This is a genomic window from Pseudomonas sp. dw_612, assembly GCF_018449725.1.
In the GTDB taxonomy this organism is placed as follows: Bacteria; Pseudomonadota; Gammaproteobacteria; order Pseudomonadales; family Pseudomonadaceae; genus Aquipseudomonas.
The window spans coordinates 319,304-340,199 of record NZ_JAAVVC010000003.1 but is presented as its reverse complement, the minus strand read 5'-3'; the positions used below and the strand labels follow the sequence as shown (position 1 = coordinate 340,199).

Below are 20,896 nucleotides of genomic sequence, written 5' to 3'. Positions count from 1 at the left end.
GATCGCAGCCTTCGGCAGCTCCTACATTGGAATGGAGTACACCCGTAGGAGCTGCCGAAGGCTGCGATCTTTTGATCTACGCGGGCTCGGCCACTGCGCCAAACGCCCCTTGGCGCATCAGCAGAATCACCAACCCCAACGCCCCCGCCGCCATCAGCAACGGCAACGCATGCCCGCTGATCCACTGGCTCCCCGCCCCGGCCGCCAACGGTCCGACCAGACACCCAATCCCCCACAACTGCGCAATATGCGCATTGGCCCGCACCAGCGCATCGTCGCGGTAGCGCTCGCCGATCAGAATCAACGACAAGGTGAACAAACCACCAGCACTCGCGCCGAACAACACCCACAGCGGCCAGATCAGCAAGGTATCGATCAACAGCGGAATCGCCAGGCTCGACACCAACAACACCACGGCGCACCCGGTGAACAAACTGCGCCGGGACAATCGGTCCGCCAACGCGCCGATGGGCAGTTGCAGCAAGGCATCGCCGACCACCACGGTGCTGACCATCGCCAGGGCGATCTCTGCGGTAAAGCCCTGGCGCAGGCAATACACCGGCAACAGGGTCAGAATCATCGCTTCGAACGCGGCGAACAGCGACACCGCCCAGGCAATCGCCGGCAGGCCACGACAGAAGGTCCATAAATCGCCGAAGGTCACACTGCTCGCTTCACTGCTTGGCGCACCACTACGGCCCAGCAACAACAATGGCGCCGTCAGCAGCAAGCCGACGCCGACCCAGAAGCCGTAATCATGTTCCGTACCCAGCGCGCCCAGCAGCAGCGGCCCGCCGAGTTGGCTCAAGGCATAGCTGCTGCCATACAGCGCCACCAATCGCCCGCGCCACTGCTCGACCACCAATTGGTTGATCCAGCTTTCGCCGAGAATAAAAACGAGGGTGAGGATCACCCCGATCATCAACCGCAACACCAACCAGATCGGATAACTCGGCAGCAGCGCCAGCAAACCGATGGACACCGCGCCGCCCCACAGGCACAGACGCATCAGATTGGCCGTGCCGAAGCGCGCCGCCAGGTGACTGGAAATCTTCGCCCCCAGCAACACGCCAATGGCCGGCATCGCCGCCATCACACCAATCGCAAACGAACCGTAACCCCAGCTTTCCAGGCGAAACGACACCAGCGGCATGCTGACGCCCAGGGCCAGGCCGACACTCAAGACAGACGCCAACACGGCGAAATAAGTCGCCCAACGCATGTTCCACGCTCCTGTGGATATTATTTTTCAGACGGCACAAAACAAATGTGGGAGCGGGCTTGCTCGCGAAGAGGCCATCACATCCAACATCATCGTTGGCTGTCACGGCGCCTTCGCGAGCAAGCCCGCTCCCACAAGGGATCTTCGTTGTGTGGTGCTTACAACTTGATCCAGGTCGCCTTCAGCTCGGTGTACTTGTCGAACGCATGCAGCGACTTGTCGCGGCCATTACCCGACTGTTTGAAACCACCAAACGGCGCGGTCATGTCGCCGCCGTCGTACTGGTTGACCCACACGCTACCGGCACGCAATGCCTTGGCGGTCAGGTGCGCCTTGGAGATGTCTTTGGTCCATACCGCAGCGGCCAGGCCGTACGGCGTGTCGTTGGCAATCGCGATGGCTTCTTCGGCGGTGTCGAAAGCGATGACCGACAACACCGGGCCAAAGATTTCTTCCTGGGCGATTTTCATCGCGTTGTTCACGCCATCGAAAATCGTCGGCTCAACGTAGGTACCACCGGTTTCCTGAAGAATGCGCTTGCCGCCGGCCACCAGTTTGGCGCCGTCGGTGTGGCCGGATTCAATGTAGGACAGCACGGTGTTCATCTGCTGCGTGTCCACCAGCGCGCCGACGTTGGTCGCCGGGTCCAGCGGGTTACCTGGCTTCCAGGTTTTCAGCGCTTCGATGACCAGCGGCAGGAAGGTGTCCTTGATCGAACGCTCGACCAGCAGACGCGAGCCGGCAGTGCAGACTTCGCCCTGGTTGAAGGCAATGGCGCTGGCGGCGGATTCAGCAGCGGCTTGCAGGTCCGGGGCATCGGCGAACACGATGTTCGGGCTCTTGCCGCCGGCTTCGAGCCAGACGCGCTTCATGTTCGATTCACCGGAGTAGATCAGCAGTTGCTTGGCGATCTTGGTCGAACCGGTGAACACCAGGGTGTCCACGTCGTTGTGCAGGGCCAAGGCCTTGCCGACGGTGTGGCCGTAGCCCGGCAGGACGTTCAACACACCTTTCGGGATACCGGCTTCAACGGCCAGCGCGGCGATGCGGATGGCGGTCAGCGGCGATTTTTCCGATGGTTTGAGGATGACCGAGTTACCGGTGGACAGCGCAGGGCCAAGTTTCCAGCAGGCCATCATCAACGGGAAGTTCCACGGCACGATGGCGCCAACGACGCCGACTGGCTCGCGGGTCACTAGACCCAGCTGATCGTGCGGGGTCGCGGCGACTTCGTCGTAGATCTTGTCGATGGCTTCGCCGCTCCAGCTCAGGGCTTGCGCCGCGCCGGGAACGTCGATGTACAGGGAATCACTGATCGGCTTGCCCATGTCCAGGGTTTCAAGCAGGGCCAGCTCTTCGGCATGCTGTTTCAGCAGACCGGCGAAACGAATCATGGTGGCTTTGCGTTTGGTCGGCGCCAGGCGCGACCACACGCCGGAATTGAAGGTGGCGCGGGCGTTTTCCACGGCGCGCTGGGCGTCGGCGGCGTCACAGCTGGCAATCTTGCCCAGCAGACGGCCATCGACCGGACTGATGCACTCAAAGGTCTCGCTGGAGACAGCATCGGTGTATTCGCCATTGATGTAGGCGCGGCCTTCGATCTTCAGGTCGCGAGCCCGTTGTTCCCAATCGGCACGAGTCAGGGTGGTCATACGAGTGTCCTCCTCTTGTTGAATACGAGTGCCCCGCGTTATTCGCGGGTGCTTTCAGGAATTCTGCCCGGCCAGCCTGCTATCGGCCGAGGCACCTGCCACCCTAAACCAGTGGCTGGGGTTGTTTCAATATATTTGACACAAGGTCGGTAAACGGCCTTGCGGTGTTCATTTTAATAAACATAGACTTTGGCCTTTCCAGTCATCGCGCCGCAATCACGGGGGATTACAACAAAATGAACATCCAGGACGTCGTCGACTTCAGCCAGGCCGCCACCCAGCCCGATCGCTATCGGCCAGACTCGGCCAAAGTCCTCAAGGGCGACCCCGAGCAAGCGGTGTACAACCACTACAACAGCCCGTGCGGCCAGATGAGCGCCGGCGTGTGGGAAGGCGAAATCGGCCAGTGGCTGGTGAATTACACCGAGCATGAATACTGCGAGATCGTTCAGGGCGTGTCAGTGCTGCGCGATAACGATGGCAACAGCAAGACGTTGCGGGTGGGTGATCGCTTTGTCATTCCGGCCGGGTTCCGCGGGACTTGGGAAGTGCTGGAGGCGTGCCGCAAGATTTATGTGGTGTTTGAACAGAAGGCTTGAAGATTTGTGCTGTTTGGGCCGACGCTTTCGCGAGCAAGCCCGCTCCCACATCAGACCGCGATCCAATGGGGGAGCGGGCTTGCTCGCGAAGGGGCCCGAACAGGCAACGCAAAACCCGCAGGCAACAAAAAAGGCCCGTATCTCGCGATACGGGCCTTTTTCATAAGAAGGAAAAATCAATTACTTGATTTTGCCTTCCTTGTAGATCACGTGCTTGCGAACAACCGGATCAAATTTCTTGATCTCGATTTTGTCCGGGGTAGTACGCTTGTTCTTGTCGGTAGTGTAGAAGTGACCAGTACCGGCGCTCGAAATCAAACGAATCAATTCACGCATGATTAGCTCCCTTAGATCTTGCCGGCTTTGCGGATTTCGGCCAGCACGACAGTGATGCCACGCTTGTCGATGATACGCATGCCTTTGGCAGATACGCGCAGACGCACGAAACGTTTCTCTTCTTCAACCCAGAAGCGGTGATGCTGCAGGTTCGGCAGGAAACGACGACGGGTTTTGTTGTTTGCGTGGGAAATGTTATTCCCAGTCACCGGACCCTTACCGGTAACTTGACATACTCTCGACATGCCTCAGCCCTCTAAAACCACATGCCCAACCCGGCATGGGTTGGCCGCTTAATCTCTCAGTCATTTGGCGCCAGGCGCCGCGTTTCTTTAGAGGTCTTACCGGCTACACCTACAGTGAAGGAACCGGGCCCCTAGAAAAGAGCGCTGCTTTATACCAGAAAGACCAGAGAGCAACAACATTCAGTGTGCGATGAATTCACAAAAAGCCCATTTTCCGGGCTACGAGCGCCTTGGACAAAGGCTATCGTCGATGGCGACCGCTCGTCGCAGAGCATCGGCCACCACGCCAATCTTGAGCTTTCCAAATCGTCGCGACCCCAAATAAGGCGCCTATAGTCGCCCCAAAATGAAAAAGGGGATAGTCATTTGCAAAAGAGCCCACTAGGGTAAGCCTTTTCCAGACTGCACTTGCAGATGGGCCTTCGATCTGTAAAGGAATCCGACCATGCGCCTCGCTGCCCTACCGCTGCTGCTTGCCCCACTGCTGCTGAGCCCTCTGGCCCACGCGGCCGCCCTGACCGTCTGCACCGAGGCCAGCCCTGAAGGGTTCGACGTGGTGCAGTACAACTCGCTGACCACGACCAACGCCTCAGCCGATGTGCTGATGAATCGCCTGGTGGACTTCGATACCGCCAGCGGCAAAGTGGTCGCCAGCCTTGCGGACAGCTGGGAAGTCACGCCCGACGGCCTGACGTACGTTTTCAAATTGCACCCACAGGTGAAATTCCACAAGACCGAGTACTTCAGCCCGACCCGCGATTTGAGCGCCGAAGACGTGAAGTTCAGCTTCGACCGAATGCTCGACCCGGCCCACCCGTGGCACAAAGTCGCCCAGAGCGGCTTCCCGCACGCCCAATCGATGCAACTGCCGGCGCTGATCAAGAAGATCGACGCCCTCGATCCGCTGACCGTGCGTTTCACCCTCGATCACCCGGACTCGACCTTCCTCGCCACGTTGAGCATGGGCTTCGCCTCGATCTATTCCGCTGAATACGCCGACAAACTGCTGAAGGCCGGCACGCCCGAGAAGCTCAACAACCAGCCGATCGGCAGCGGCCCGTTCGTCTTTACGCGGTTCCAGAAAGACGCGTCGATTCGCTACAAGGCCAACCCGGACTACTTCGGCGGCAAGCCGTCAGTGGACCCGTTGATCTTCGCCATCACCCCGGACGCCAACGTGCGTTTGCAGAAGCTGCGCCGCAACGAGTGCCAGATCGCCCTGTCGCCCAAGCCGCTGGATGTGGTGGCCGCCAAGCAGGAATCGACCCTGAAGGTGGAAAAGACTGACGCCTTCATGACCGCTTTCGTCGGCATCAACAGCCAACATCCGCCGCTGGACAAGCCTGAAGTCCGACAAGCCATCAACCTGGCGTTCGACAAGGCCAACTACCTCAAAGCTGTGTTCGAAGACACCGCCGAAGCGGCCAACGGCCCTTACCCGCCGAACACCTGGAGCTACGCCAAAGGTCTGCCGGGCTATCCGCATGATGTCGAAAAAGCCAAGGCACTGATGGCCAAGGCCGGGCTCAAGGATGGCTTCCAGACCACCATCTGGACCCGCCCTTCCGGTAGTTTGCTGAACCCGAACCCGAGCCTCGGCGCGCAACTGCTGCAATCCGACCTGGCGGAAATCGGCATTCAGGCCGAGATCCGCGTGATCGAATGGGGCGAGCTGATCCGTCGCGCCAAGGCTGGCGAGCACGACCTGCTGTTCATGGGCTGGGCTGGCGATAACGGTGACCCGGATAACTTCCTCACACCGCAGTTTTCCTGCGCCGCGGTCAAGTCCGGCACCAACTTCGCCCGTTACTGCAACCAGGACCTGGACAAGCTGATCAGCGCCGGCAAGACCACGAGCGAGCAAGGCGTGCGTACCAAGCTCTACGAGCAGGCCCAGGCGCAGATTCAGCAACAGGCGCTGTGGCTGCCGCTGGCGCACCCGACTGCTTTCGCGCTGACGCGTAAAGATGTCGAGGGTTACTCGGTGAGCCCGTTTGGTCGGCAGGATTACTCCAAGGTCAACCTCAAGTAACCCCATCCCCTGTAGGAGCTGTCGAGTGAAACGAGGCTGCGATCTTTTGACTTTGATTTTTTTAAGATCAAAAGATCGCTCGACAGCTCCTACGGGGCGAAGGCCAGCTAAGGCTTACATCCAGCCATACTCCGCCATCGACAGCGGATCGCCATCCCCAACGATGAAATGGTCCAGCACCCGCACATCCACCAGCTCCAACGCCTCCTGAAGGCGCTTGGTGAGCATTCGGTCGGCTTGGCTGGGGTCGGTGTTGCCCGACGGGTGGTTGTGGCACAGGATCAGCGCAGCGGCGTTGTGCGCCAGGGCGCGTTTGACCACTTGTCGCGGATAAACGCTGGTGCTGTCGATGGAGCCGCGAAACAGCGTTTCAAACGTCAGTACCCGATGCTTGGAATCCAGAAACAGGCAACCGAACACTTCGTGAGGCTCATGACGGAGCATGGCTTTGAGGTAATCGCGAACGGCCACCGGGCTCTCCAGCACTGAATCCCGCCGCAGGCGCTCGGCCAGATGTCGCCGGGCCATTTCCAGCACAGCCTGCAACTGCGCGAACTTGGCCGGTCCCAGACCCAGTTGCCCGCTGAACGTCCGCAGATCAGCCTCCAGCAAGGTGCGCAGGCTGCCGAATTGATTCAACAGGTGTCGCGCCAGATCCACCGCGCTTTTACCGGACACGCCGGTTCGTAGAAAAATTGCCAGCAGCTCGGCATCAGAAAGACTTGCCGAACCCTGCTCAAGAAGCTTCTCCCGCGGCCGCTCCGCCGCCGGCCAATCACGAATACTCATAACACCTCCCTGGTCTGTGGGCGCCGCTGTTCCGTAGCGGTCGCTGTGATATCGTAGCCCATCTTTTTTGCGGGCGATTTCACTCCTGGGGAGGGGGGTTCGCCTTGCAGTCATCAACGAAATGAAAGGCAGACCTATGCAGCGGCTGTATCGGAAACGCATCGTTCTGGGCGTCGGCGGTGGCATTGCTGCCTACAAGAGCGCCGACCTGGTTCGCCGCCTGATCGACCAGGGCGCCGAAGTGCGCGTGGTCATGACCCGTGGCGGCAGCGAGTTCATCACCCCGCTGACCATGCAGGCCTTGTCCGGCCACCCGGTTCACCTCGACCTGCTGGACCCGGCGGCCGAAGCTGCCATGGGCCACATCGAGCTGGCCAAATGGGCCGACCTGGTGCTGATCGCCCCTGCCACCGCAGACCTGATCGCCCGTCTGGCCCAAGGCATCGCCAATGACCTGCTGACCACGCTGGTGCTGGCCACCGACGCCGTAGTCGCCGTGGCCCCGGCAATGAACCAGGCCATGTGGCGCGACCCGGCGACCCAGGCCAACCTGCAACTGCTCGAAAGTCGCGGCATAAAATCCTTCGGCCCAGCCTCCGGCAGCCAGGCCTGCGGCGACGTCGGCATGGGCCGCATGCTCGAAGCCACCGACCTCGCCCAGTGCGCAGCAGACTGCTTCCAGCGTCAGGCGCTGACCGGCAAACACGTGCTGATCACCGCCGGCCCGACCCAGGAAAACATCGACCCGGTGCGCTACATCACCAACCACAGCTCCGGGAAAATGGGCTTTGCCCTGGCCGAAGCTGCCGTGGAGGCCGGCGCCCGCGTCACGTTGATCACCGGCCCGGTGCACCTGCCGACCCCGGACCGCGTCACCCGCATCGACGTGGTCAGCGCCCGCGACATGCTCGCTGCCTGTGAAGCCGCGATCCCGTGCGACCTGTTTATCGCCTCGGCGGCGGTCGCGGACTACCGCCCGGAAGTCGTCGCCCCACAAAAACTCAAGAAAGATCCTACGAACGGCGACGGCTTGTTGCTACAGATGGTGCGCAACCCAGACATCCTGGCCACCATCGCTACTCGCCCCGACCGTCCGTTCAGTGTCGGTTTCGCTGCCGAAACCGAACACCTGCTCGATTACGCTGCGCGCAAGTTGAAAGACAAAAACCTCGATTTGATCGTCGCCAACGACGTCGCCAACCCGAGTATTGGCTTCAACAGCGAAGAAAACGCCTGCAGCGTGATCGACCGCCAGCTCCACGCCACGCTTTTCGCCCAGACCAGCAAGAGCAAGATTGCTCGCCAGCTGATCACTTTTATCGCCGACCGTCTGAACCAGGTTTAATTTACATGCACGCTTTGCAAGCCAAGATCCTCGACCCACGCATCGGCACCGAATTTCCGCTGCCGCAGTACGCCACCCCTGGCTCCGCCGGCCTCGACCTGCGCGCCATGCTGGAAAAAGACACCGTGATCAAGCCGGGCGAAACCGTGCTGATCCCTACTGGCCTGTCGGTCTACATTGGCGATCCGGGTTTGGCCGCGCTGATTCTGCCGCGCTCCGGCCTGGGCCATAAGCACGGCATCGTGCTGGGTAACCTGGTCGGCCTGATCGACTCCGACTACCAGGGCCCGCTGATGGTGTCCTGCTGGAACCGTGGCCAGACCGACTTCAACATGGTGGTCGGCGAACGTCTGGCTCAGCTGGTTCTCGTACCGGTGGTCCAGGCGCATTTCGAGATGGTCGAAGAGTTCGTCGAAACCGAACGCGGTGCTGGAGGCTTTGGTCACTCCGGCAGCCATTGATCCGATAGACGCCCTCCTGTAGGAGCTGCCGAAGGCTGCGATCTTTTGATCTTGAAAATCCAAAATCAAAAGATCGCAGCCTTCGGCAGCTCCTACAGGGTAAGCCGTCTTGTCACAAAATCGCGCCAACATCAGCGATAGTTTTAGCTTCGAAAATCAAGGGATTGGCCGGCCAAATGCTCGCTGAAACCGGGGTCATGGCCTTTGCACACCACGAACTCTCTGTGGAAAACGCCGTCATACCCTTCAGTTTGCGCCTGCCGACGAGTTATTCCATGGCAGGTCCAGTCACTTTCGAAATGGAGCATTTCCACAGATGAACAGCCCAGCCCAAGTCGCACCCAAGTTCCCCGACAGCATTTTCCGCGCCTACGACATTCGCGGCACCGTCCCGGAATTCTTGAACGGTGAAACCGCTTATTGGCTCGGCCGCGCCATTGGCGCCCAAAGTCTGGCCCAGAACGAACCGAACGTTTCCGTTGGCCGCGATGGTCGCCTCTCTGGCCCGGAACTGGTCGAACGCCTGATTCAAGGCCTGGCCGACAGCGGTTGCCACGTCAGCGACGTCGGCCTGGTGCCAACGCCTGCGCTGTACTACGCCGCCAACGTCCTGGCCGGCAAATCCGGGGTGATGCTCACCGGCAGCCACAACCCGTCGAACTACAACGGTTTCAAAATCGTCATCGCCGGTGACACCTTGGCCAACGAACAGATCCAAGCCCTGCACGAACGCCTCAAGACTAACAACCTGAGCAGCGGCAAGGGCAGCATCACCAAAGTCGAGATCCTCGACCGCTACAACACCCAAATTGTGCAAGACATCAAACTGGCCCGACGCCTGAAAGTGGTGGTCGATTGCGGTAACGGCGCGGCCGGCGTGATCGCCCCGCAACTGATCGAAGCGCTGAACTGCGAAGTCATCCCGCTGTTCTGCGAGGTCGATGGCAACTTCCCGAACCATCACCCGGATCCGGGCAAGCCTGAAAACCTCGTCGACCTGATTGCCAAGGTCAAGGAAACCAACGCCGACATCGGCCTGGCCTTCGACGGCGACGGCGATCGCGTTGGTGTGGTGACCAACACCGGCAGCATCGTCTTCCCCGATCGCCTGCTGATGCTGTTCGCCCGCGACGTACTGGAGCGCAATCCAGACGCGGAAATCATCTTCGACGTCAAATGCACCCGCCGCCTCACGCCATTGATCAAGGAATACGGCGGTCGTCCGTTAATGTGGAAGACCGGTCACTCGTTGATCAAAAAGAAGATGAAACAAACCGGCGCCCTGTTGGCCGGCGAAATGAGCGGGCACATCTTCTTCAAGGAGCGCTGGTTCGGTTTCGACGACGGCATTTACAGCGCCGCGCGGCTGTTGGAGATCCTCAGCAAGGAAAAATCCACGGCCGAAGAGCTGTTCGCGACCTTCCCGAACGATATTTCTACGCCTGAAATCAATATCCATGTGACCGAAGAGAGCAAATTCAGCATCATTGATGCATTGCACGACGCGAAGTGGGGCGAAGGCGCTGACCTGACCACCATTGACGGCGTGCGAGTCGACTACGCCAAAGGCTGGGGCCTGGTGCGCGCGTCCAACACCACGCCGGTGCTGGTCCTGCGTTTCGAGGCTGATGACGAGGCTGAACTGCAGCGCATCAAGGACGTTTTCAAAGTCCAGTTGAAGCGTGTTGCCCCTGATCTCCAACTACCGTTCTGATTTTTCGATGCACCCGGAGCCCTGAATGACCCTCGAACGCGAAGCCGCCGCCAACACCGCCAAGGTCCTGTCCGAAGCGCTGCCTTACATTCGCCGCTATGTCGGCAAGACGCTGGTGATCAAATACGGCGGCAACGCGATGGAAAGCGAGGAGCTGAAAACCGGCTTCGCCCGCGACATCGTGCTGATGAAAGCCGTGGGCATCAACCCGGTAGTGGTTCACGGCGGCGGCCCGCAAATCGGCGACCTGCTCAAGCGCCTGTCGATCGAGAGCCACTTCATCGATGGCATGCGCGTGACTGACGCGCAGACCATGGACGTGGTGGAAATGGTCCTCGGCGGTCAGGTCAACAAGGACATCGTCAATCTGATCAACCGTCATGGCGGCAGCGCCATCGGCCTGACCGGTAAAGACGCCGAGCTGATTCGTGCGAAGAAGCTCACCGTGACCCGCCAGACCCCGGAGATGACCCAGCCGGAAATCATCGACATCGGGCAAGTGGGCGAAGTGGTCGGGATCAACACCGACCTGCTGAACCTGCTGGTCAAAGGCGATTTCATTCCGGTGATCGCGCCGATCGGCGTGGGCGCCAACGGTGAGTCGTACAACATCAACGCCGATCTGGTGGCCGGCAAAGTGGCCGAAGCACTGAAAGCTGAAAAGCTGATGCTGCTGACCAACATCGCCGGCCTGATGGACAAGCAAGGCACGGTCCTCACCGGCCTCACCACCCAGCAAGTCGACGACCTGATCGCCGACGGCACGATCTACGGCGGCATGCTGCCGAAGATTCGTTGCGCGCTGGAGGCGGTACAGGGCGGCGTGGGCAGCTCGCTGATCATCGATGGTCGGGTGCCGAATGCGATTCTGCTGGAGATCTTCACCGATACGGGTGTGGGTACGTTGATCAGCAATCGCAAGCGTCCTTAAGCGATAGCGCATACAAAAAGACCCCGCTCAGCCTGGTTGAACGGGGTCTTTTTTTGCCTGCGATCCCTTGTGGGAGCGGGCTTGCTCGCGAAAGCGGTGTATCAGTCAACGATGATGTTGAATGTGATGACCTCTTCGCGAGCAAGCCCGCTCCCGCACAGGTCGGTGTTAAACGCCGAACTGGGCGCGGTAGGCTTCTACCGCCGGCAGATGCTGTTTGAGCTGCGGATCATCCGCCAGGAATTCCAGCACCTGGTTCAGCGAAACAATGCTGATCACCGGAATCCCGAAGTCACGCTCCACTTCCTGGATCGCCGACAACTCGCCATTGCCACGCTCCTGACGGTTCAGGGCGATCAGCACGCCCGCAGCCTTGGCGCCGTCCTGGGAAGCGATGATCTGCATCACTTCGCGGATCGCGGTGCCGGCGGTGATCACGTCGTCGATGATCAGCACATCGCCGGTCAAAGGGGCGCCGACCAGACTGCCGCCTTCGCCGTGGGCCTTGGCTTCCTTGCGGTTGAAACACCATGGCAGGTCACGGTCATGATGCTCGGCCAATGCCACTGCGGTGGTCGCCGCCAAAGGGATGCCTTTGTACGCGGGGCCAAACAGGACGTCGAAAGGAATACCGCTTTCAACGATGGCTGCCGCGTAGAAACGACCCAACTGCGCGAGGGCAGAACCCGAGTTGAAAAGGCCCGCATTGAAGAAGTAAGGACTGGTGCGCCCGGACTTCAGGGTGAACTCACCGAAGCGCAAAACGCCGCGATCGATGGCAAAACGAATGAAATCGCGCTGATACGCTTGCATGAAAAAAACCCCAAATACCACGGATTTAGCTAATTAGGTTGACGCCGTGTATCATACACGCACGCGATTTTTGGGGCCATTTATGCGGATCATCAGTGTGAACGTCAATGGTATTCAGGCTGCAGTGGAGCGAGGTTTGCTCAGTTGGCTGCAAGCACAGAATGCCGACGTCATCTGCCTGCAGGACACCCGCGCCTCCGCCTTTGAACTGGACGATCCAGCCTTCCAACTGGATGGCTACTTCCTTTATGCCTGCGAAGCAGAAGTTCCCGCCCAGGGTGGCGTGGCTTTGTATTCGCGGTTGCAACCGAAGGCAGTCATCAGCGGTCTCGGCTTCGAGACGGCCGACCGCTACGGGCGCTACCTGCAAGCCGATTTCGATAAGGTCAGCATCGCGACCTTGCTGCTCCCTTCGGGGCAGAATGGCGATGAAGACTTGAACCAGAAGTTCAAGCTAATGGACGACTTCGCCCGTTATCTGGATAAACAGCGGCGCAAACGTCGCGAGTACATTTATTGTGGCTCGCTGTACGTGGCGCAACAGAAGCTGGATATCAAGAACTGGCGCGACAGCCAGCAATCCCCGGGCTTCCTGGCACCTGAACGTGCCTGGATGGACGAGATTGTCGGCAACATGGGTTACGTCGATGCCCTGCGCGAAGTCAGCCGTGAAGGCGACCAGTACAGCTGGTGGCCGGACAACGAACAGGCTGAGATGCTCAACCTGGGCTGGCGTTTCGACTACCAGTTGCTGACCCCGGGCCTGCGCCGCTTTGTACGCAGTGCACGCCTGCCACGTCAGCCACGGTTCTCGCAACACGCACCGCTGATCGTGGACTACGACTGGACGCTGACCATCTAAGCGTCGTTTCGCAGATGCAAAAAAGCCGACATCGCTGTCGGCTTTTTTGTGTCCGCTGATTGCCCCATGTGGGAGCGGGCTTGCTCGCGAAGGCGTCGTGTCAGGCGACATTCGTATCGACTGGGCCACCGCATTCGCGAGCAAGCCCCACAAGGAGATTTGCGGTGTACTACTTGATCAACCGCCAAGTGAACGGATACCGATAAGGCGCCCCTTCATTGGCTTTTACCCCGGCAATGATCGTCAGCACCAACGCGCCGATGGCGATCAGGCCAAGCAGGAAGAACCCGATGACCACCAACATCAAAAAGAACGAGATGGTCGCGGCAATGGCGACGGTGATCTGAAAATTGAGCGCCTCCTTGCCCTGTGCATCGACGAACGGGTCCATCTCGCGCTTCATCTGCCACAGAATCAGTGGGCCAATCAACGTGCCGAACGGAATCCAGATCCCCAGCAAGGCGGACAAGTGACAAAACATCGCCCATTGCCGAACCTCTTTGCTCGGAGTGGGAAGCAACTGTTGCTCGTCACTCATATTGTCCTCCTTGCGTGGAGCGGTCCGATCAGTCGGCCAGTGCAGCCTTTTGCAGTTCGAAGATTTCGGTCATGCCTTTCTTCGCCAACTCAAGCATAGCGTTCAGCTCTTCCGGTTGGAACGGCGCGCCTTCGGCAGTGCCCTGGACTTCGATGAAACCGCCCGTGCTGGTCATCACCACGTTCAGGTCAGTCTCGGCAGCCGAGTCTTCCAGATAGTCGAGGTCAAGCACCGGCTCGCCCTGGTACATACCGACCGAAACGGCCGCGATCATTTGCTTGAGCGGGTCGCCGCCTTTCAGGCCGCCGCGTTTCTTGATCACTTTCAAGGCATCGACCAGCGCAACCATGGCGCCGGTGATGGACGCGGTACGGGTACCGCCGTCAGCCTGGATCACGTCGCAATCGACGTACAGCGTGACATCGCCCAGCTTCGACATGTCCAGCGCTGCGCGCAGGGAACGGCCGATCAGACGCTGGATTTCCAGGGTGCGGCCGCCTTGCTTGCCGCGGCTCGCTTCACGCTGGTTACGCTCGCCGGTGGCGCGCGGCAGCATGCCGTATTCAGCGGTCAACCAGCCTTGGCCCTGACCTTTGAGGAAACGCGGCACGCCATTCTCGACGCTGACGGTGCAGATGACTTTGGTATCACCGAACTCGACCAGCACAGAACCCTCGGCGTGTTTGGTGTAGTTGCGGGTAATGCGGATCGAGCGGAGCTGATCGGCAACGCGACCACTTGGACGTTTCATAGGGAATACCTGTACTGGGGACGGAAAACTGCGGAGCATTATAGAGCCGCCAGCCACGACTGGGCACGTCTAAAAAATCCGGCCGACGGCTGAAGGCCGCCAACAGCGTATAACCGACGGCCTGCAGCCCTTTGTCACAGCGTGTGTTTGGGCGCATCCGCCCCACTGCGCTACAATCCTGCGCCTTTGCTGCCAGTCGGCTTACATTCATTGATATCGGGTCCGCGAAGCCCAAGGGTTTCGCGCCGGCCTGCATTGCGAGGTACCTCCATGGTGCACAGCATGACCGCCTTCGCCCGCGTCGAAAAAGCCGGCGCCCAAGGCACCCTGAGCTGGGAACTGCGCTCGGTCAACAGCCGCTACCTGGAGCCGCACCTGCGCCTGCCGGAGTCATTTCGCGACCTCGAAGGCGCGGTCCGCGAGGCTCTGCGCCAGGGCATCTCCCGGGGCAAACTGGAATGCACCCTGCGCTTCACCGAAGAAAGCACCGGCAAACCGCTGCAAGTGGACCGCGAGCGCGCCGCGCAACTGGTCGCAGCTGCCGAAACGATTGCCGGGCTGATCAAGAATCCGGCCGCGTTGAACCCGCTGGAAGTCCTGGCCTGGCCCGGCGTGCTGGTGGGCGACGCCACTGACCCGCAAGCCCTGAATGCCGAGGCGTTGGCGTTGTTCAACCTAGGCCTGAAAGAACTCAAGGCTGGCCGCGAGCGCGAAGGCGCGGAGCTGGCACGTTTGATCAACGAGCGCCTGACCTCTATTGAAGAAGACGTCGTGACCCTGCGTGAACTGGTTCCGCAGATGCTCGCCACCCAGCGCCAGAAAGTCCTCGACCGCTTTGCCGACATGAAAGCCGAGATGGACCCGCAGCGCCTGGAGCAGGAAATGGTCATGCTCGCGCAAAAGAGCGACGTCGCCGAAGAACTGGATCGCCTGAGCACGCACATCATCGAAGTTCGCCGGGTGCTCAAGTCCGGCGGCGCGGCCGGTCGGCGCCTGGACTTCCTGATGCAGGAACTCAACCGCGAAGCCAATACACTGGGCTCCAAAGCCTTCGACCCGCGCAGCACCCAGGCTGCGGTCAACCTCAAAGTGTTGATCGAGCAGATGCGCGAACAAGTACAGAACATTGAGTAAGGCCACCCCGACATGACCCACAGCACCGGCACCCTGTACATCATTTCCGCCCCTTCGGGCGCGGGCAAGAGCAGCCTGGTCAAGGCCCTGACCGACTCCGATCAGGAGATTCGCGTCTCGGTCTCCCACACCACCCGCGCCATGCGTCCCGGTGAAGTGGACGGCGTGAACTATCACTTCGTCTCGCGTGAAGCGTTTGTGAAGATGGGCGAACACGGTGACTTCCTGGAGCGCGCCGAAGTGTTCGGCAATCTCTACGGCACCTCGCAAAGCCACTTGCAGCAAACCCTGGATGCGGGCCACGACCTGATCCTGGAAATCGACTGGCAAGGCGCCGAGCAAGTACGCAAGTTGATGCCACAAGCGCGCTCGATCTTCATCCTGCCGCCGTCGCTGCAAGCCTTGCACCAGCGTCTGACCAATCGCGGTCAGGACAGCGACGAGATCATTGATGGCCGGATGCGTGAAGCGGTCAGCGAGATGAGCCACTACGTCGACTACGACTACCTGATCATCAACGACGATTTCGCCCACGCTTTGGACGATCTGAAGGCGATTTTCCGTGCCAATCAGTTGCATCAGAAGCGTCAGCAGCAGCGTAACGGAAAACTTTTGGCTGAATTGCTCGGCTAAACAGCTCTTCCCAAAACCGCTGCGGGGGCTTTACATTGGCACTTGCAGCGCGTCGAAGGGCTTGGTCAAAAAATCAGCGCTTCCCTAATCGCTGGTGATTTTTTAAACTGTTGAGTCCGCTCGCCCAACCGGGCAGCGCGCATATTGCATTCGCTCCGAGGAATACCATGGCCCGCGTAACCGTTGAAGACTGCCTGAACCACGTGGAAAACCGTTTTGAGCTGGTCATGCTGTCCACCAAACGTGCCCGTCAACTGGCCACCGGCGGCAAAGAGCCACTGGTTCAGTGGGAAAACGACAAGCCTACCGTTGTAGCGCTGCGTGAAATCGCTGAAGGCCTGATGAGCTATGAGTTCATCGCCAATGCTGAAATCGTCGAAGACGAACCGCTGTTCGCAGCGTTCGAGGACGAGTCCAACGAGGCCGTCTAAGCCTATGCCTGGTCGACGTAGCACGGCGCGGGGTCACAGCGAACGGCAGGAGTCATCATGCCGAGCATAGACGCCCTCGCCGATCGCTTATCGACCTACCTCGGCAAGGACCAGGTCAACCTGGTCCGCCGAGCGTATTTCTACGCCGAACAAGCCCACGACGGCCAACGCCGCCGCAGTGGCGAGGCGTATGTCACGCATCCTCTTGCCGTGGCGAATATTCTTGCCGACATGCATATGGACCATCAGAGCCTGATGGCAGCCATGCTGCATGACGTGATCGAAGACACCGGGATTGCCAAGGAAGCGCTGCAAGCGCAGTTCGGCGAAACCGTGGCCGAACTGGTCGACGGGGTCAGCAAACTGACCCAGATGAACTTCGAGACCAAGGCCGAAGCCCAGGCTGAAAACTTCCAGAAAATGGCCATGGCCATGGCCCGCGATATTCGCGTGATCCTGGTCAAGCTGGCCGACCGCCTGCACAACATGCGCACGCTGGAAGTGCTGTCCGGCGAGAAACGCCGGCGCATCGCCAAGGAAACCCTGGAGATCTATGCGCCCATCGCCAATCGGCTGGGCATGCACGCCATCCGCATAGAATTCGAAGACCTCGGCTTCAAGGCCATGCACCCGATGCGTTCCGCGCGGATCAACCAGGCGGTCAAGCGCGCCCGGGGCAACCGCAAGGAAATCGTCAACAAGATCGAAGAGTCCCTGAGCCACTGCCTGGCGATTGATGAAATCCAGGGAGAAGTCAGCGGACGCCAGAAACACCTCTACGGCATCTACAAAAAGATGCGCGGCAAGCGTCGGGCCTTCAACGAGATCATGGACGTCTATGCGTTCCGGATCATCGTCGACAAGGTCGACACCTGCTACCGCGTGTTGGGTGCTGTGCATAATTTGTACAAACCGTTGCCGGGGCGCTTCAAGGATTACATTGCGATCCCCAAGGCCAACGGCTATCAGTCGCTGCACACCACGCTGTTCGGCATGCACGGTGTACCGATCGAGATCCAGATCCGCACCCGTGAAATGGAAGAGATGGCCAACAACGGTATCGCTGCCCATTGGCTGTACAAATCCAGCGGCGACGAGCAGCCGAAAGGCACTCACGCTCGCGCCCGCCAGTGGGTCAAAGGCGTGCTGGAAATGCAGCAACGGGCCGGTAACTCGCTGGAATTCATCGAAAGCGTGAAGATCGACCTGTTCCCGGACGAGGTCTACGTGTTCACGCCCAAAGGCCGGATCATGGAGCTGCCTAAAGGCTCCACGGCGGTGGACTTCGCCTACGCGGTGCACACTGACGTCGGCAACAGCTGCATCGCCTGCCGGATCAATCGTCGTCTCGCACCGCTGTCCGAACCGCTGCAAAGCGGCTCCACGGTCGAGATCGTCAGCGCTCCAGGCGCGCGGCCGAACCCGGCCTGGCTCAACTTCGTGGTCACCGGCAAGGCGCGGACCCACATCCGCCATGCGCTGAAACTGCAACGCCGCTCCGAATCCATCAGCCTCGGCGAACGCCTGCTGAACAAGGTACTCAACGGTTTCGACAGCACCCTGGACAAAGTCCCGGCGGAGCGCGTCAAGGCGATGCTCACCGAATATCGCCTGGAACTGATCGAAGACCTGCTCGAAGACATCGGCCTGGGCAATCGCATGGCTTATGTAGTCGCCCGCCGCCTGCTGGGCGAAGGCGAACAACTGCCGAGTGCCGAAGGTCCGCTGGCGATTCGCGGCACCGAAGGTCTGGTGCTGAGCTACGCCAAATGCTGCACGCCGATCCCGGGCGACCCGATTGTCGGCCATCTGTCCGCAGGCAAAGGCATGGTTGTGCACCTGGACAACTGCCGCAACATCAGCGAAATCCGCCACAACCCGGAAAAATGCATCCAGCTCTCGTGGGCCAAGGATGTCACCGGCGAATTCAACGTCGAGCTGCGCGTCGAACTGGAACATCAGCGCGGCCTGATCGCCCTGCTGGCCAGCAGCGTCAATGCCGCCGACGGTAATATCGAAAAAATCAGCATGGACGAACGCGATGGTCGCATCAGCGTGGTCCAACTGGTGGTCAGCGTGCACGACCGTGTGCACCTGGCCCGCGTGATTAAGAAACTGCGCGCCTTGACCGGGGTGATTCGCATCACCCGCATGCGTGCGTAGCCCATCCATTACAAGGAGTCATTCATGACCAAGACTGTTATCACCAGCGACAAGGCCCCGGCCGCCATCGGTACTTATTCCCAGGCGATCAAGGCTGGCAATACCGTTTACATGTCGGGTCAGATTCCCCTGGACCCAAAAACCATGGAACTGGTCGAAGGCTTCGAAGCCCAGACCGTCCAGGTGTTCGAGAACCTCAAGGCCGTGGCTGAAGCTGCTGGCGGTTCGTTCAAGGACATCGTCAAACTGAACATCTTCCTCACCGACCTGAGCCATTTCGCCAAGGTCAACGAGATCATGGGCAAGTACTTTGACCAGCCCTACCCTGCCCGCGCCGCCATCGGCGTAGCAGCCCTGCCAAAGGGTTCGCAGGTAGAAATGGACGCCATTCTGGTCATCGAGTAATACATCCGGCGCAACCGTTCCAGGTTGCGCCGACTTCGTTTTGAAAGGATTCCACCATGCGCAAAGCGCTTGCCTTCTCCTTGCTCGCCGTTTTCCTCGGCGGCTGCGCCAGCAATCCTGCCGACCGTGATATCAGCGGCACCTGGATCAACCAGGTGGCCATCGATGCTGCCTCCAAGGGCGGCCCCCTGCGCGAAGCGCTCCAGGCTTACGGTCCGAACCTGGAGTGGGACGTCAACACCAAGGCCGGTCAGGCCCGCTACACCAACGGTTTTGAAAACGTCGAAGGCAAGTTGCTGGCCGATGAGTCCGGCGCCTGGAAAGTCGACTTCTATGGCAGCTCAGCCAGCGAGCTGCGACGTGACGGCAAGCAATTAAGCCAGGTCGCGAACGACAACGAACCCGCGCAAGTCTTCGACCGTGCCTTGATTCCGGTCCCGGAAGGCGCGCCGATTGGCGCCAGCTTCGAACGCGCGCTGTACTCGGCCTACATGGGCGGTAGCTGGAAAATCGTCAACGGCCAAGGTGAAGGCAGCACCGTGCAATTCCAGGCAGATGGCCAAGTGGCCGGCCTGCCGGGTGCCGACCGTTATGCCCTGTGCCTGGCGGGTGATTGCGCGTCGATGAGCGGCGGCAACGACAATATGTGGCTGCAGCAGAACGGCCAGGGCAATACCTGGATCTTTGCTCGTAAAGGCAAGGAACTGGAGATCTTCCAGGCTGTGAACACGGCGCAGGCGGATGAGATGCCTCAGTTCACACCGGGTGATCGGCATTGGCTGCTCGAGAAGCAGTGATGTGCATCTAGCTGCAAAGAAGATCCCCTGTGGGAGCGGGCTTGCTCGCGAAGGCGGTGTAACAGTCAACGAAGATGTTGAATGTTATGGCCTCTTCGCGAGCAAGCCCGCTCCCACATTTGTTTTGGGGAGTTCGGGAGTCAGGAGCGACCTTCAAGAATCGCGGCATACCCTTCACGATAACTCGGATACTTCGGTTCCCAGCCCAACGCTTTCGCCCGGGCATTGCTGCAACGCTTGCTACCCGTGCGGCGCACGCTCTCGTCCTCGGACCATTCGGTCACGCCCAGGTACTCACGCAACCAGCCCACCACTTCCGCCAATGGCGCAGGCGCATCGTCGACACCTATATAGAAGTCATCCAGCGCCACACCACGTTGATCCGCTTCGAGCAAGCACGCCATCAACCCCGCCGCGTCGTCGGCGTGAATGCGGTTGCCGTACAACGGCGGATCGATCGCCACGCGATAACCACGACGAACCTGAGTCAGCAGCCATTCGCGGCCCGGACCGTAGATCCCGGTCAAACGTACGATGCTCGCCGGGATGCCGCTATTGAGAGCAATTTGCTCGGCTTCCAGCATCACACGCCCTGAATAGCCTGCCGCCACGGCGGTTGAAGTCTCGTCGACCCACTCGCCCTCTTGCTGACCATAAACGCTGCTGCTGGATACGAACAGCAGTCGATTGGGCACCTGCCCATAGTCGTCCAGCCATTCCAGCACGTGCTGCAAACCCTGAATGTAAGCGGCGCGATAACCCGCCTCATCGTGGTCGGTGGCCGCCGCGCAATACACCAGGTAATCCACCGCTCCGATTGGCCAGGTTTCCGGACAGTCTTTATTGAACAAGTCACCGGCAACGCCAATCACCCCGTCGGGCAGGCGCGAGACGTCACGCCGCAAGCCGTGAACCTCCCACCCAGCGCCCAGCAATTGCGTGGCCAGACGACTGCCGACATCACCACAACCGGCAATCAAAACAGATGGCGCGGACATCAGAAAACTCCCACAGGAAAGGTACAGATTAGCGCCCGTAAAGGA

Annotated in this window: 21 protein-coding genes and 1 pseudogene; 13 read left to right on the top strand and 9 right to left on the bottom strand. The window is 59.9% G+C overall.

Annotation, left to right across the window (positions count from 1 at the left end; all coding sequences use genetic code 11):
* Positions 1-76: 76 nt before the first annotated feature.
* Both HB680_RS07190 and HB680_RS07185 read right to left on the bottom strand, forming a co-directional pair.
* Positions 77-1,222 carry an MFS transporter gene (locus HB680_RS07190; RefSeq protein ID WP_163910650.1) on the bottom strand — a complete coding sequence of 382 codons (1,146 nt, stop codon included), beginning with the start codon at positions 1,220-1,222 and terminating at the stop codon, positions 77-79.
* A gap of 158 nt (positions 1,223-1,380) precedes the next feature.
* Positions 1,381-2,874 carry an aldehyde dehydrogenase gene (locus HB680_RS07185; protein WP_054048467.1) on the bottom strand — a complete coding sequence of 498 codons (1,494 nt, stop codon included), beginning with the start codon at positions 2,872-2,874 and terminating at the stop codon, positions 1,381-1,383.
* Between the two features lie 236 nt (positions 2,875-3,110).
* Here HB680_RS07185 and HB680_RS07180 point away from each other — a divergent pair, with 236 nt between their 5' ends.
* On the top strand, positions 3,111-3,473 hold the full coding sequence (locus tag HB680_RS07180; RefSeq protein WP_054048465.1) for a cupin domain-containing protein: 363 nt from the start codon (positions 3,111-3,113) through the stop codon (positions 3,471-3,473).
* A 180-nt stretch (positions 3,474-3,653) separates the two neighbouring features.
* Here the strand turns inward: HB680_RS07180 and rpmG are convergent, their stop codons facing one another.
* Together rpmG and rpmB are read right to left on the bottom strand one after the other, a co-directional pair.
* Positions 3,654-3,809, bottom strand: coding sequence for a 50S ribosomal protein L33 (gene rpmG, locus HB680_RS07175; protein ID WP_007894709.1), 156 nt, complete (start codon positions 3,807-3,809; stop codon positions 3,654-3,656).
* Between the two features lie 11 nt (positions 3,810-3,820).
* Positions 3,821-4,054: a 50S ribosomal protein L28 gene (rpmB, locus tag HB680_RS07170; protein ID WP_007894701.1), complete on the bottom strand. Its 234-nt coding sequence runs from the start codon at positions 4,052-4,054 to the stop codon at positions 3,821-3,823.
* A 445-nt stretch (positions 4,055-4,499) separates the two neighbouring features.
* Here rpmB and HB680_RS07165 point away from each other — a divergent pair, with 445 nt between their 5' ends.
* The gene (locus tag HB680_RS07165) at positions 4,500-6,086 is read left to right on the top strand and encodes an ABC transporter substrate-binding protein (RefSeq protein WP_213937845.1); all 1,587 of its coding nucleotides are present in this window, start codon (positions 4,500-4,502) and stop codon (positions 6,084-6,086) included.
* A 114-nt stretch (positions 6,087-6,200) separates the two neighbouring features.
* Here HB680_RS07165 and radC read toward each other — a convergent pair whose 3' ends face one another.
* The gene (gene radC, locus HB680_RS07160; RefSeq protein ID WP_213937844.1) at positions 6,201-6,875 is read right to left on the bottom strand and encodes a DNA repair protein RadC; all 675 of its coding nucleotides are present in this window, start codon (positions 6,873-6,875) and stop codon (positions 6,201-6,203) included.
* Between the two features lie 136 nt (positions 6,876-7,011).
* Here radC and coaBC point away from each other — a divergent pair, with 136 nt between their 5' ends.
* The 4 genes and pseudogenes from coaBC to argB all read left to right on the top strand — a co-directional run bounded on the left by coaBC (position 7,012) and on the right by argB (position 11,326).
* Positions 7,012-8,220 (top strand): bifunctional phosphopantothenoylcysteine decarboxylase/phosphopantothenate--cysteine ligase CoaBC, encoded by a 1,209-nt coding sequence (gene coaBC, locus HB680_RS07155; protein WP_213937843.1) that lies wholly within the window; start codon positions 7,012-7,014, stop codon positions 8,218-8,220.
* A gap of 5 nt (positions 8,221-8,225) precedes the next feature.
* Positions 8,226-8,681, top strand: a complete 456-nt coding sequence (gene dut, locus HB680_RS07150) for a dUTP diphosphatase (RefSeq protein WP_059403885.1) — start codon at positions 8,226-8,228, stop codon at positions 8,679-8,681.
* A 337-nt stretch (positions 8,682-9,018) separates the two neighbouring features.
* A pseudogene (locus HB680_RS07145) lies at positions 9,019-10,395 on the top strand (phosphomannomutase/phosphoglucomutase); the annotation flags it as partial.
* A 25-nt stretch (positions 10,396-10,420) separates the two neighbouring features.
* Entirely contained in the window at positions 10,421-11,326 is a 906-nt protein-coding gene (gene argB / locus HB680_RS07140) for an acetylglutamate kinase (protein ID WP_123403785.1), read from the top strand.
* 168 nt (positions 11,327-11,494) lie between these two features.
* Here the strand turns inward: argB and pyrE are convergent, their stop codons facing one another.
* Positions 11,495-12,139, bottom strand: coding sequence for an orotate phosphoribosyltransferase (gene pyrE / locus HB680_RS07135; protein ID WP_008038033.1), 645 nt, complete (start codon positions 12,137-12,139; stop codon positions 11,495-11,497).
* An 82-nt stretch (positions 12,140-12,221) separates the two neighbouring features.
* Here pyrE and HB680_RS07130 point away from each other — a divergent pair, with 82 nt between their 5' ends.
* Positions 12,222-13,001 (top strand): exodeoxyribonuclease III, encoded by a 780-nt coding sequence (locus HB680_RS07130; RefSeq protein WP_007934608.1) that lies wholly within the window; start codon positions 12,222-12,224, stop codon positions 12,999-13,001.
* A 169-nt stretch (positions 13,002-13,170) separates the two neighbouring features.
* Here the strand turns inward: HB680_RS07130 and HB680_RS07125 are convergent, their stop codons facing one another.
* Entirely contained in the window at positions 13,171-13,539 is a 369-nt protein-coding gene (locus tag HB680_RS07125; protein WP_213937841.1) for a DUF4870 domain-containing protein, read from the bottom strand.
* A 28-nt stretch (positions 13,540-13,567) separates the two neighbouring features.
* Positions 13,568-14,290, bottom strand: a complete 723-nt coding sequence (gene rph, locus HB680_RS07120; RefSeq protein WP_213937840.1) for a ribonuclease PH — start codon at positions 14,288-14,290, stop codon at positions 13,568-13,570.
* Positions 14,291-14,560: 270 nt separating this feature from the next.
* Here rph and HB680_RS07115 point away from each other — a divergent pair, with 270 nt between their 5' ends.
* The 6 genes from HB680_RS07115 to HB680_RS07090 all read left to right on the top strand — a co-directional run bounded on the left by HB680_RS07115 (position 14,561) and on the right by HB680_RS07090 (position 19,853).
* The gene (locus HB680_RS07115) at positions 14,561-15,424 is read left to right on the top strand and encodes a YicC/YloC family endoribonuclease (protein WP_213937839.1); all 864 of its coding nucleotides are present in this window, start codon (positions 14,561-14,563) and stop codon (positions 15,422-15,424) included.
* Between the two features lie 12 nt (positions 15,425-15,436).
* Entirely contained in the window at positions 15,437-16,057 is a 621-nt protein-coding gene (gene gmk / locus HB680_RS07110) for a guanylate kinase (protein WP_213937838.1), read from the top strand.
* Positions 16,058-16,224: 167 nt separating this feature from the next.
* Positions 16,225-16,488: a DNA-directed RNA polymerase subunit omega gene (rpoZ, locus tag HB680_RS07105; protein ID WP_007894670.1), complete on the top strand. Its 264-nt coding sequence runs from the start codon at positions 16,225-16,227 to the stop codon at positions 16,486-16,488.
* A 57-nt stretch (positions 16,489-16,545) separates the two neighbouring features.
* The gene (spoT, locus tag HB680_RS07100) at positions 16,546-18,651 is read left to right on the top strand and encodes a bifunctional GTP diphosphokinase/guanosine-3',5'-bis pyrophosphate 3'-pyrophosphohydrolase (RefSeq protein WP_213937837.1); all 2,106 of its coding nucleotides are present in this window, start codon (positions 16,546-16,548) and stop codon (positions 18,649-18,651) included.
* Between the two features lie 24 nt (positions 18,652-18,675).
* The gene (locus HB680_RS07095; RefSeq protein WP_003229509.1) at positions 18,676-19,056 is read left to right on the top strand and encodes a RidA family protein; all 381 of its coding nucleotides are present in this window, start codon (positions 18,676-18,678) and stop codon (positions 19,054-19,056) included.
* Positions 19,057-19,112: 56 nt separating this feature from the next.
* Positions 19,113-19,853 (top strand): hypothetical protein, encoded by a 741-nt coding sequence (locus HB680_RS07090; RefSeq protein WP_213937836.1) that lies wholly within the window; start codon positions 19,113-19,115, stop codon positions 19,851-19,853.
* Between the two features lie 140 nt (positions 19,854-19,993).
* Here the strand turns inward: HB680_RS07090 and HB680_RS07085 are convergent, their stop codons facing one another.
* Positions 19,994-20,851 carry an SDR family oxidoreductase gene (locus HB680_RS07085; RefSeq protein WP_213937835.1) on the bottom strand — a complete coding sequence of 286 codons (858 nt, stop codon included), beginning with the start codon at positions 20,849-20,851 and terminating at the stop codon, positions 19,994-19,996.
* Between the last annotated feature and the right edge of the window lie 45 nt (positions 20,852-20,896).